The 11,607-nt window shown below is 29.7% G+C and carries 15 protein-coding genes; 5 read left to right on the top strand and 10 right to left on the bottom strand.

The window, feature by feature from the left end:
* Nucleotides 1–197 precede the first annotated feature (197 nt).
* The 5 genes from ACXJIE_RS07605 (at nt 198) to ACXJIE_RS07585 (ending at nt 4,880) form a co-directional block, all read left to right on the top strand.
* Nucleotides 198–1,133: an RluA family pseudouridine synthase gene (locus ACXJIE_RS07605; protein ID WP_456480370.1), complete on the top strand. Its 936-nt coding sequence runs from the start codon at nt 198–200 to the stop codon at nt 1,131–1,133.
* A complete protein-coding gene (locus ACXJIE_RS07600) occupies nt 1,072–2,268 on the top strand; it encodes a hypothetical protein (protein WP_456480369.1) in 1,197 nt (398 codons plus the stop codon). The genes ACXJIE_RS07605 and ACXJIE_RS07600 overlap by 62 nt, the downstream gene beginning before the upstream one ends.
* Entirely contained in the window at nt 2,268–3,386 is a 1,119-nt protein-coding gene (gene trmB / locus ACXJIE_RS07595) for a tRNA (guanosine(46)-N7)-methyltransferase TrmB (protein ID WP_456480368.1), read from the top strand. The genes ACXJIE_RS07600 and trmB overlap by 1 nt, the downstream gene beginning before the upstream one ends.
* The gene (locus ACXJIE_RS07590) at nt 3,364–4,032 is read left to right on the top strand and encodes a cell division ATP-binding protein FtsE (protein WP_456480367.1); all 669 of its coding nucleotides are present in this window, start codon (nt 3,364–3,366) and stop codon (nt 4,030–4,032) included. Before trmB ends, ACXJIE_RS07590 begins: the two co-directional genes overlap by 23 nt.
* Before the next feature lie 137 nt (nt 4,033–4,169).
* A complete protein-coding gene (locus tag ACXJIE_RS07585; RefSeq protein WP_456480366.1) occupies nt 4,170–4,880 on the top strand; it encodes a hypothetical protein in 711 nt (236 codons plus the stop codon).
* Here ACXJIE_RS07585 and ACXJIE_RS07580 read toward each other — a convergent pair.
* From ACXJIE_RS07580 to ACXJIE_RS07535, 10 genes are all read right to left on the bottom strand, one after another.
* On the bottom strand, nt 4,830–5,213 hold the full coding sequence (locus ACXJIE_RS07580) for a hypothetical protein (RefSeq protein WP_456480365.1): 384 nt from the start codon (nt 5,211–5,213) through the stop codon (nt 4,830–4,832). The genes ACXJIE_RS07585 and ACXJIE_RS07580 overlap by 51 nt on opposite strands.
* Nucleotides 5,214–6,026 carry a M28 family peptidase gene (locus tag ACXJIE_RS07575; RefSeq protein WP_456480364.1) on the bottom strand — a complete coding sequence of 271 codons (813 nt, stop codon included), beginning with the start codon at nt 6,024–6,026 and terminating at the stop codon, nt 5,214–5,216.
* Nucleotides 6,023–6,655, bottom strand: a complete 633-nt coding sequence (locus ACXJIE_RS07570; protein WP_456480363.1) for a hypothetical protein — start codon at nt 6,653–6,655, stop codon at nt 6,023–6,025. The genes ACXJIE_RS07575 and ACXJIE_RS07570 overlap by 4 nt, the downstream gene beginning before the upstream one ends.
* Nucleotides 6,656–6,709: 54 nt before the next feature.
* Nucleotides 6,710–6,901, bottom strand: coding sequence for a hypothetical protein (locus tag ACXJIE_RS07565; protein ID WP_456480362.1), 192 nt, complete (start codon nt 6,899–6,901; stop codon nt 6,710–6,712).
* 192 nt (nt 6,902–7,093) lie between these two features.
* Nucleotides 7,094–7,741 carry a uracil-DNA glycosylase family protein gene (locus tag ACXJIE_RS07560; protein WP_456480361.1) on the bottom strand — a complete coding sequence of 216 codons (648 nt, stop codon included), beginning with the start codon at nt 7,739–7,741 and terminating at the stop codon, nt 7,094–7,096.
* A 25-nt stretch (nt 7,742–7,766) separates the two neighbouring features.
* Nucleotides 7,767–8,429 carry a hypothetical protein gene (locus tag ACXJIE_RS07555; protein WP_456480360.1) on the bottom strand — a complete coding sequence of 221 codons (663 nt, stop codon included), beginning with the start codon at nt 8,427–8,429 and terminating at the stop codon, nt 7,767–7,769.
* 65 nt (nt 8,430–8,494) lie between these two features.
* Entirely contained in the window at nt 8,495–9,121 is a 627-nt protein-coding gene (locus ACXJIE_RS07550; RefSeq protein ID WP_456480359.1) for a hypothetical protein, read from the bottom strand.
* 11 nt (nt 9,122–9,132) lie between these two features.
* Nucleotides 9,133–10,251 (bottom strand): hypothetical protein, encoded by a 1,119-nt coding sequence (locus ACXJIE_RS07545; RefSeq protein WP_456480358.1) that lies wholly within the window; start codon nt 10,249–10,251, stop codon nt 9,133–9,135.
* A gap of 159 nt (nt 10,252–10,410) precedes the next feature.
* Nucleotides 10,411–11,268, bottom strand: coding sequence for a hypothetical protein (locus tag ACXJIE_RS07540; protein WP_456480357.1), 858 nt, complete (start codon nt 11,266–11,268; stop codon nt 10,411–10,413).
* A 70-nt stretch (nt 11,269–11,338) separates the two neighbouring features.
* The coding region (locus tag ACXJIE_RS07535) for a hypothetical protein (protein ID WP_456480356.1) at nt 11,339–11,607 on the bottom strand (269 nt) is incomplete at its 5' end.

Here is an 11,607-nt window from a genome sequence, read left to right as displayed (position 1 = left end):
TTTTCTTCATATAATTTAAAAATCATTTCTTTTTCCTCATCACTCATTCTTTTGTATGGTCTATATCTTTTACCTTTATCTGTACCTACTTTCATTGAATAACCTTTTTTTCAATAAAAAGCAACTTTTATTCCTTATTCGGTCAGTGCCTGAATGTAAAAGCCGAATATGTTATAATTAGTAAAAAAAGGGGATGTTTGTTAAAAAAATATATAGCGGATAAAAACGAAAGGGTGGATAAATTTTTAAGCGGCAAATTAAACGTTCCGCGCTCTCAGATAGAACATTTGATAAAAAATCTGGGCGTAAAAGTAAACGGAAACACAATAAAAAAAGGAGGGGTTAAACTGCAAAAAGGGGATGTCGTGGAGGCGAAACTGAAAACGGCCCCCATTTTGGCGCCTCTTTACGATGCGGATTTTGACATTCCCGTTTTATATGAAGATGAAGAACTACTTGTGATAAACAAGCCGCCGGGCATAGTGGTGCATCCAGCTCCCTCCGTGAAAGAAGCAACCGTCGTCGACTGGCTTAAAAAGAAAAACTATACGCTTTCCACCGTCGCCGGGGAGGAAAGATACGGGATTGTACACAGAATCGACAAGGAAACGAGCGGGGCTTTGGTAATAGCTAAAAACAACAAAACCCATGAATTTTTAAGCCGGCAGCTAAAAGACAAATCGATGGGAAGATATTATTTAATGATATTAAACCATCCTTTAAAAGAGGCGGTGTGCGTAAATAAGCCTATCGGGAGAAACCCTAAAAACAGGCTGAAAATGGCTTGTATCGGCGGGGGGAGGGAAGCGAAAACACTTTTTGTTCCCATTTTTGAAAATTTTACTGCGGCAAAACTTTTTACGGGAAGGACGCATCAGATAAGGGTGCATATAAACAGTATCGGCAGGTATATAATAGGTGACAGGCTGTACGGGAAAAAGGAACAAAGCGTAAAAAGGGTTATGCTTCATGCGAGAGAATTGTATTTAACCCGTCCCGACGGTAAAAAACTTAGTATAATTGCACCTATGTTTGACGATTTTAAAAAATACGTTCCAAAAGGATATGAAAATGAAAAAACTGAGTCTTTATCTGATATTTTTGCTGCTTATAACGGGCTGTGCGGTAAATGAAAAACCGGCTCCTAAATCCAATCCCAATCTGCCGAGGGTAACCGTTTTCAGCGCTTATCCCGACAGGAACGCCGTGGCTTTGAAGTGGAATCCGGTAAAAAACATCAGCGGATATTATATACAAAGATATGACGAAAAGCTTAAAAAATGGGTTATGATTAAAGTTGTCGACAACCCATACAGGACACTCTTTGTAGATACCGGTCTGACCCCTTCCACACTTTATAAGTACAGAATAGCGACTTTTGACAAAAACAAGGTTCCTTCACTTGCAAAAGAGGTTTCTCAAAAAACCCTGCCCACAATCGCACCGGTGATACCGCTTGAAATCAAACCTCTGCAAAAAGGGGAGGTTAAAATTATTTATAGGCCTCATCCGAACGAAAGGGTCGCCGGCTACATTATCGAAAGGTTTAACGATAAAAACGCAAAATGGGAAAAACTTGCCGACCTCTCCCCGAGATATAATGTGGAGTATATAGACAAAGGGCTTCAGGACGGTAAAATATACAAATACAGAATTACGGCGTATACGTTCGACTCGCTCAAGTCGGCTCCGTCCAATGCCCTTATAGTTTCGACTTATCCCAAACCCCCGGTCGTTCAAAATGTGAAGGTAACGCACAATCTGCCTAAAAAAATAGTTTTGACATGGGCGCCACTTAAAAATGTGAAATATTACAAAATATATACCAGAGGCTTTTTAGGGTTCGGATACACCCCCTTAGCCGAAACGAACAAAACCGTTTATACGGATAAAATAGACAAAGACGGGTATAAAAGGTTTTATAAGGTAACGGCGGTGAGCGTACACGACACGGAATCTATGCTCAGCAAATCACCGGAAATTATGGGACAGACCCTTCCCGCCCCGGCAAAACCGCTTATTTCTACGAACATTACTAAAAGCGGTGTGGAATTTATTCTTTCAAGTCCTGACAACAGAGCGGTTAAATATATAATCGTTAAAAAAGAGGGCAACGTATTCAATACCAAGGAGAAAAAATTCATCGTCAATTCGGATAAATTTGCAGATGAGGATTTGAAACACAAACATTCTTACACTTATGAAATTTACGCGGTGGACAAATACGGTCTTGTTTCCAAACCGAACAGTGTGGAGGTTGATTTTTAATGCCGCATATAGTTATTAACAATATTAAGAAACTTGATTTTCCGGTTAGAATCGACGATGTGGAGTTTATGTTCCGTGCCGGTCCCTTAATCGGCGTTAAAACTTCTTTGGCTAAATTTTTGATTAAGATAACAGAAAAAGAGAACGGATATTTGGTTAAATACGACAAAATAACAAGACCGCTTTTAAGCGAACTTAAAAAGGCGTATACCGCTTTTGCAAAACTTAACGAATCGGAAGTTATATTTGAGAACATATCAGGGATAAAAGAGAAAATACCGGATAAAAATATGCTTAGCATCACCGATGATCTGAGCGGAATAGACATTGTGGAGGTCGGTTTCGGAAGCGGCAGGCATCTTATACATCTTGCCAAAAAGTATCCGGACAAAATAGTGCTCGGAATAGAAATACACAAGCCTTCGATAGAGCAGGTGTTAAAAAGATGCGTTCATGAAAAAATAACCAATATAAGAATCATAAATCACGATGCGAGGATAATATTAAGTAAAATACCCTCAAACGGACTCCATTCGATTTACGTTCATTTCCCGGTGCCGTGGGATAAAAAACCTCACAGAAGGGTTATAAACAAAGATTTTATAAGCGAGTCTTTAAGAACGCTGCAAAAAGGCGGCTTTTTGCACTTAAGAACGGACAGTGAAAACTATTTCGAATATTCGTTTAACGAGTTTATGGAATTTGAAAAAACGGAACTTAAAATAAGAAAGAATATGCCTTACGAAATTTCAAGCAAATATGAGGACAGATGGAAAAAAATGAATAAAAACATTTACGACATATATATGTACAGTTATGAAATTTCCCCGGAAAGGAATGAGGAGTTTGATTTTTCTTTCGAATGCAGGCTCGGTAATTTCGATTTTAAGCCCAAGGTGTATGACGATTTTGTGATTCATATCGAAAGGGTTTTTAAAATAGATGAAAAAAGCGAACTGGTAAGGGCGACCATAGGGAATTTCAACAGACCCGAACACGTGTATATAATAAATAAGGACAAACCCGAATATTTTAAACCCCCGGCCCCCATAAAGGACAATTACAAGGCTCATTCGGAACTGAAAAGGATTTTTAATGGGTGTACTCGTAGAGGCTAAAAAACTATGTACGGGATATAAAAAAGAACCTGTTATTAAAAACGCCGATTTTAAAATATATACGAAAGACTTTGTTTTCCTAACAGGTGTCAGCGGCAGCGGTAAGACGACGATTATAAAATCTCTTTACGGGGAAGTGCCGATACTGAGCGGTTCTTTGAATGTCGGAGGAATAGAGCTTTATAAAATAAAAAAATCGAGGCTGGCGTATCTTAGAAAATACATAGGGGTCGTTTTTCAGGATTACAAACTGATACCGGAATGGACGATTCTTAAAAACGTTATGCTTCCTATGCTGATAGCCGGAATAGATAAAAAAACGGCGGAGAACGAGGCTATGAAACTTCTTAACAAAGTAAAACTTTCCCATAAACTCGACAAATATCCGGCGGAACTCAGCGGAGGGGAGCAGCAAAGGGCCGCGATTGCGAGGGCGATTATACATGATCCGGTAATGATTCTGGCGGATGAGCCGATATCCGGGCTTGACGAATATTCGGCCAACCTTGTTATGGATCTTTTTATTATGGCCAACAGGGAAAAAGAGATAACCGTTCTTATAGCGTCACATTCGCTTCCACAGACGTTTAATATAAACTACAGACAGATTCATCTTGAAAAAGGACATCTTTATGAGCTCTCTTAAAAGCCATTTTTCAGCTTCTTTTCTTAGAAGTGCCCAAAATTCAATATTTTAAATTTTTATTATTTGCTATTTTTTTGGTAATTTTAGTAAAATAATTTACCAAAAATTTACCAAATTTTACAAATTAAGGTATTGTTATGTTGAAGGAAAATGATATTTTAAAACTATATAAAAGAGCTAAAAGAGAGAAAAAAGAGAGACTTCAAAAAAATTTTAATAATATTAGAATAGATATCAGATTTAGTAAAAAAAGCAATTCTTATAACGTGAATATTTTTATTTATAAAAATAAAAAATATGAAAAAATCGGAACTGCTGATATTGTAATTGTAAACAACAACTATAAAATTAAAAACTTAAAAAAATTGAACAAAGCTATAAATGAGTTTTTATTAAGTGAAGAGGAAAAAAAAGAAGAACCATTAAGTTTTTCTTTATATATTGAAGATTTTTTAAATTATATAGATACAATGAATATCGGTGATTCAAAAAAGCGTCAAAAGAAAAAATATGTTATCAATAATTTAAAAACCTTTTTAGAAAACAACAGCTTAAAAGATGAAAAAAACATTGTTAATTATTTAAATTATTGTATTAGAAATGCTAAAAGTTTTGGTGTGAGTAAAACTTATAATAGCAATAATTGTTATACTTTAAAAAACAATATGACGATATTAAAAGAAAAGATTTTTTTAAATTTTTGTTTATCAATGTTGTTTAAGTTTTTTATTAGTAATTTTGTATTTTTTGATTCATCATTAAGCTTTTTACTCATTTTTAAAAGCTCATTAAACGATTTAATTATTTCCATGCTCATCCTTTCCTTTATAAAATTCAGTAAAATTTAAATTAAATTTATTGTTTAATTTTTCAGCTACTGTTTTTTTTATTTTAATATTAGACATTTCTTTTTCAAAACCAAATCTGTCTAAAATATAATTAATGCCTTCTTGAGTTATTTCAAAATTATTCGGAATATATAAAGTCATAGGTTTAAAATTAAATCTACAACGTGGAACCTGGTCATATTTTTCAAAATTTATTCCTGAAATTTTGATAATTGTATTTTTAATTTTTTTAAATAATGCATAATGGATAATCTGTTTTTTTGATTTCTTAAAGATTAACAAATATTTATTACAATTTTTAATTGGAACAATAAAGGCAATTATTGTGTGCATTTAGTCTTCTTTATTTAATTTTTTAATACTTCCCACAACCATATCCACAACTTTACTCATATTCTCATAATTTAAAGTATCTGCCGTATCGTTTGGAGTATGGTAGTTTGGATTTCTTAAAAATGCGGTATCTGTTATCATTATCGCATTTAGTCCAAATTTCCAAAAGTTTTTGTTATCGGACATTTCGGCAAGTTGATTATCAGTAACTAAATTATAGCTTTTTAAGTTGTTTGCTTTTAAATTAAGTTTATTTAAAAACTCTTTACTATTATCATTTGCTACATTTACGATAAAATCTCCTTTTTTTGAATCAATAATTCTTTTAAATTCATCAGGTATCATCTGGTTTTCGCCGTAATATCCTATCATTTCAAAAACTATTACTCCTAAAAAATTTGTATTAGTTTCTTTTATGGATTTCGCATATACAAAACTTCCCATTTTATCGGTATTAAAAAATGGAGGCTCTTCCAAACAAAAAGCCACAAAATCAACTGAAATATCTAAATTTTCATCTTTTAACCTTTTTGCACATTCAATAACTCCCGCAATTCCGCTTGCGTTGTCATCCGCTCCCGGATAATCTTTGTAAGTGTCATAATGGGCTGAAATAGTGATTTTTTTATTCTTTTGAGGATTAAGTGTGGCTATTACATTATAGAATGTACTAAATTCGGTGTGTATCGGTTGAAGTTTTACAGGCAGGTTTAATTTTTTAAATTCATTTTCAATAAATTTTTGTGCTTTAAAAATCTCTTGACTTTGATAAAACCTGTTAAATGATGTTAAAGTTTTTACTATTTCTCTCATTTTTTTTCTTTAAATAATAAATCATCAATAGTGAATTTTTTTCTTATATATTTTGATGTTTTATCTCTTAAATCTTCTAATTTTTCCACTTCTTTTAATATTTCTTCTTTTAGTTTAACTCTATTTTCGTATGAGCTTAAATCGATTTTGTTTCTTTTTTCAATATAGTAATAAGCTGATTTATCTTTAAAGTCGGTATTTAATACATTTTGTAATAAATACAATGAGCTAGGAGGGATGCTTCCTATATCATAACGTCGTTTTACAAAATCACAATATCCTTTGCAATTGTAAAAGTCATATATAAAAGTTTCCTGCAGCGTATCATTATCAAACGATAAGCCTGTTAGCATTAAAAGATATTTTTTTGCGGTATTGTTTAAACGTTCCAAATCTTTATTCAAAAAATATCTCCATTTATCCTGAGGAGTCCCAAGTGAAGAATTTTGTAAAAACTCTTCATCAAATCTTAAAGCAAGATAATGATTAGCGACCAATTTAGAATCTTCAATGACTTTGTTTAAATTGAAATAAATCAAATACAAATTTTTAGGGGAAGAGATTTTTTTATGTTGAAATAAAAAATAATCAAACACTCTTTCACTTATTTTGGTAATATTTTGAATCATTGTATTTCCTTTTTTATTGGATTATAAAACTTTTTTTACTCTATTATGGCGGGTTTAAAGTAATCCTATTTTTTTATTTGAATTTGTTTTAATTTCAATTTCGTTTTTTAATTCTTCTATTAAGTTAATACATGAATTAATTTCATAAAATTTACTTCTTCTTATAACACTCATAAAATCACCAAAAGTTAAAATATCCAATTCTAAAACTTTTTTTATACATGTCACATGAGGCGTTATTTTCATCTCATTGCAAATATTTGTTAGTGTATCCTTTTTTTATACATACACGGTAATAATATTTTTCATCTTCAACAACAAAAGAACGCATTTTTTGTCCTTTTTTGAAGGATTATATAAGCAAAAAAATTCTATTATGGCAGATTGTGAAAAAGAAGTAAGGAAGCAAAATTTTATTTAATTTTAAAATGTAAAAAATTACTTTAAATAATTCTTACCAACTTTTTTAAAAAAATTTATCCAATCATCCCACTTTATTGCAGAATATGAGGGATGATATGTTTCTAAAAATAAAATATCGTGACTGTTTGATTTATATATAAATTTTTCTTTTTCTTCTAACTCAAAAAGTTCCGTTAATATATTTTTGATTCTTTTTTTCCCTCTCATTCCCCCGACGATTACTACTTTTGGATTCAATAATTCAATTTCTTTTTGCAAAAAACTTTTATATGTTTTTAAATGTTCAACAATTTCTTCATAATCAGATTTATTATCTCCTGAAATTTTTTTAATATTTACAACCGCTGCATATTTAAGTCCGTCTATTTTATATTTTTTAATTTCATTATTAGGTGAACTATGATTTAATAACGAATATACAGCTATGCTTTCTTTATAATGTGTTTGAGGGGTTTTCCAATATATTTTATGATTTTCTTTATTGTCAATGCAATCTTTTATTAAATTAGCTAAATTTCCATCATAATCATTAGTTTCTCTCAATAACCAGACAATACCTTTATATTTGTCCTTATCAACAATTCCGTCTTTCACAAAAGGCTCATTAATTCCGTTTTTTTTATAAGCTTTTTCCCACTTTTGAAATAATGTTTCTAAATTCATAATTTTTTCCTTATGATAAATATCTTTAATTTTTGGTTTTGTCAAAGATATATTCTAATGAATCTAAGCTGTATATCTCTTGTAATTCTTCTTTTTTAGATTCATACTCTTTTTTTAGATTTTTATCATCTATATATTTAAAAATTATATCTAAAACTTCAAATAAGTCTAAATCATTTTCAATAAAATATTTAAAATCAATTTCGTTGTTTAAAATCATTTTTATAATTTCTTTTAAAATTTGTTCATAATCAAAGTTTTGTGCCTTAAAATTTTGCCATTGTTTTGTATATTTTGTTTTAAACAATAAAAATAATTTTGAGATTAGGATTCTTTTTTGAAAATTTTCTATAATTTCCTCATCCCATTTACCATATAATTTTTCAAGTATTTTTTCATTAATTGCTAAACATTTTCCTTTGTTTTGATATTTTTTCAACGTTTCTTCATCATCAACTCTATAAATAAAGTTTTTACAAAATTTACAAAATCTTTTTTCGTCTTTTTCTTCAACTTTTTCAAGTTCTTCCCATGTCATAGGACAAATATCAGGACTGATTTCACAATTTATAAAATGTTTAAAATTTTCAATATTAGGTATTTCATCGAGTTCGTTATATTTTTTTATAATTTGTAATCCAGTAGTTCTTTTTATTAGTTCTTTGAAATCTTTTTTATTTCTACGCACAACAACTCCTTTTTTTTGAATTATAAACAAAATAGTTTTCTATTGTGGCGGATTATTTTAAATTATTATGAAAAAATAGATAGAAGGTTGTCTTTTGTTGGCTCTTTTATAGGAAAATCAGGTGATAGCTGCAAATCTCTGATTTTAAGTGTTGTTTTGTAATACGCTTCAAGGGATTTTAAAACATTTTCATCATCTTTAAAAGAAATATTGCTGTTTGGCAGCAAAAAGTTACCAATGTAAAAATCACCGTTTACATATAAACCGACTACCTTATGGGTTGTCAAACCGTCTAAAAAATCGTTTGTTTTAAATACCAAATCATCCACCATACTTGTATTTGGCAAGTCTTTTTTATTTGTAACATTTTCCAATCTGCCAAACCATAAAGTATAATCAACTTTTACTGTACATGGGGAAAAATAATTTATTTTGAAACTATAAATTCCTTTTTTTACATAAAAACTTTCACTCGCACCATTTTGAGCATCCGTCATATCACCGCTGAATATTATATTTTTTCCTTTCCATTCACTGTCCCAGCCGATTTTTATCTTTTCATTTGTGGCGCTGAAATCTAAATCAATTCTTTCTTTTCCTACATTGTGCCAGTATATTCCAATTACGTTAAATCCGGTAATTTTAGACCCAAAAGGCACATTACCTAAAAACTGTTTTCCACTGACAGGCACTGCGTAATCTTTTATTTCCTCAAAATCGAGACTAAATTTTTTTCTTTCATATTTAATAAAACTTTTTCTTTGATTCTATTTAACAAAATGTTTTTAACTTTTAAATATTTTTCAGTATTGCCGAATTTTTCTTTTTGTATAAAAATTTTACCGTTTCTTATTTTATAAAACCCGTGTTCGATGCTGTTTTCAATGCAGTAAATTCTGTAATTAACGGCGTTATAAAGTTTTGTCAAATAACTTATATCCATATTTTCAATAATATTTAAAAATTTAGTCATATGAAAGCTGCTTTTTTTAATGCTCTTGGTGATTAGTAAATAATCGGGCAGGCGATAAGGTTTATGATGTTTTTTACTGAGTTTTGAAATTTTATTAATTAGCTTTTTATTTGATTCTTTAACTGCAAGGAACAATGTTTTAAATCTGTTAAAATTTTCACAAAGCGGAATAATTCCGTAATTGTTTATATATAGTTGGATTTGATTGATGATTTCTTCTTTGTTTTGTTTAAATTTTTCAACAGTTTTTTTGTTTTTAACAAAAAGCGTTTTACCGGTTGCTATGTAGTTTAAAAATCCGAAAAATTCATCAACGTTTTTCGGAATTACTGATAATTGCTTATACAAAACATATCTCACTTCTTTTGAAGAAATTAAAGCAATATCAATATTGAGATTTGAAATATAATTTTTTATAAATTCAATTTCTTCATCACTCCATTGTAAAGTTGTGTATAAATCTTTTATTACTCTGTTATTAAACTCTTCAATCGGCATACTTTCAATAATTATGGCTTCTTTTTCAATCTGTTTGAAATAAGGATTGTCAATATAAACATTTTCCCCTTGTAAATTAAGACCATATGTGGAAATATAGTGTAAAATCTGTTTGAAAATTCTAATTTCATCAGGAGTGTTTTTAATTTTTTTAAAGATTGAAAAGGTTTTTGAAGTTCTGGCTTTTGTAATTTCACTGTTTAAGACTTTTTTTATTGAAATTAAACTTTTTTTGGAGAATTTATCTATATTTTTAATAACAAACGGATATAAATCTTCAAAATTTTCATTTATTTCATTCTCATATACGAATTTTTGGTATCTTTTATATGAAAACTCCTGAATATTCATATTTTTCCTTTAATGTTTTAGGGGCTGAGAGGTAAAAACCACCATAAAAGGAACCTCTTTTAGCCCCGGCGGGAAGTATCTGTAGCTGTATCGTATTTAAGGAACTTCCTTTGCCTTTAAAATTATAAGAAACAGAAAGCTCTATTGTGGCAGGTTTTATTAAATTCTGAAACTTTTTTGCAAATCCGTCTTTACTTCACTCCATACATCGAGTTTTGCGGTTACTGCTCTTAACCCATAAGCGTCAATAAGCCTCCATAAAATATAATTAACTTCCATATCAAGTCCGTAGATTTTTAAACTGCAAGGACTTAAATCGTAATGCTCAAAATGTATCCACTCTTCAAATATAACATCACCTGCTATATTAAAAAATTCTATATGAGCATCTAAGTTATAATCCCATAAATTCATCTTTTTAATAATGTTTTTTGTTTTGTAATATCTCTTTTTTAAATCATTCATTAAAGCATCATAAATTTTACTTTTTTTATTTAGTTTTGGAATTAAACTTTTTTTATACTCTTCTTCTAATTCATAAACATCTTGTGGAGTAATTTTTTTGCTTTTGTAATAAATATCATAATTTTCATCTATTATTACGTCAAGACGGCTAATATAAAAAGGAAACAACTTTGGCCGGATAAAAAAGTTTTTTTCTTTACTTTCAATGACCTTCCAATTTGGAATATAATGTTTTGCGTAAATATCCTGATATAAAAATTGCAAATCATAATCCCTTATAAAATGAGAACAAAATTCAACTCCTAATTTATCTTTTGCTTCTTTTGGCACATCGAAAGTTAGTAATGAAGCTTTGAAATCTAAAATTTTTCGGGAATATTTTTTGGAATATACTATCTCTTCAAAATAATTTATTAATTTTTTAATATTTTCATTTTCAACTTCATAAAACTTATTTTCTTTTTTCTCAAAAGTCGTAATATTTACATAACATCTATCTAAGAAAATCAAATAATAAATATCACTATCCTGCAAAACAAATGAAAATCCCATTTTTAGCCTTTTTTTTAATTGTAACTTGATAAGTGTTATATTGTGGCGGGTTTAGAGAGGAAAGATAGGTTTATTGTTCTTTAAAAAAATTAATTATTTTATCAATATCTTTTTTTATTTGACAGGTTTCACTTTCAATACATTCTTGTAAATTTGGATTGTAATTATTCAAAAAATCACCATAATCAATGGTGTATGTATTCCAATCTCTCCATTTCATTTTTTCAGGTAAATTATTTGTTTCTTTATCAATGAATATTATTTTGTCGTTTTTTTCTTCATATCCTCTTATTCCTATATGAAAATGTGAAATTCCAAACCAAAAAAATAACAAAAATT

It is taken from the genome of Nautilia sp. (assembly GCF_053994455.1).
Note: the sequence above shows the minus strand (reverse complement) of the source record. Positions and strands in the feature narration are given on the sequence as shown.

Coding starts and splice junctions, on each gene's coding strand:
- ACXJIE_RS07600 (WP_456480369.1), top strand. CDS start 1,072: ATGAAAAAACTGAGTCTTTATCTGATATTTTTGCTGCTTATAACGGGC.
- trmB (WP_456480368.1), top strand. CDS start 2,268: ATGCCGCATATAGTTATTAACAATATTAAGAAACTTGATTTTCCGGTT.
- ACXJIE_RS07590 (WP_456480367.1), top strand. CDS start 3,364: ATGGGTGTACTCGTAGAGGCTAAAAAACTATGTACGGGATATAAAAAA.
- ACXJIE_RS07585 (WP_456480366.1), top strand. CDS start 4,170: ATGTTGAAGGAAAATGATATTTTAAAACTATATAAAAGAGCTAAAAGA.
- ACXJIE_RS07580 (WP_456480365.1), bottom strand. CDS start 5,213: ATGCACACAATAATTGCCTTTATTGTTCCAATTAAAAATTGTAATAAA.
- ACXJIE_RS07575 (WP_456480364.1), bottom strand. CDS start 6,026: ATGAGAGAAATAGTAAAAACTTTAACATCATTTAACAGGTTTTATCAA.
- ACXJIE_RS07570 (WP_456480363.1), bottom strand. CDS start 6,655: ATGATTCAAAATATTACCAAAATAAGTGAAAGAGTGTTTGATTATTTT.
- ACXJIE_RS07565 (WP_456480362.1), bottom strand. CDS start 6,901: ATGAAAATAACGCCTCATGTGACATGTATAAAAAAAGTTTTAGAATTG.
- ACXJIE_RS07560 (WP_456480361.1), bottom strand. CDS start 7,741: ATGAATTTAGAAACATTATTTCAAAAGTGGGAAAAAGCTTATAAAAAA.
- ACXJIE_RS07545 (WP_456480358.1), bottom strand. CDS start 10,251: ATGAATATTCAGGAGTTTTCATATAAAAGATACCAAAAATTCGTATAT.
- ACXJIE_RS07540 (WP_456480357.1), bottom strand. CDS start 11,268: ATGGGATTTTCATTTGTTTTGCAGGATAGTGATATTTATTATTTGATT.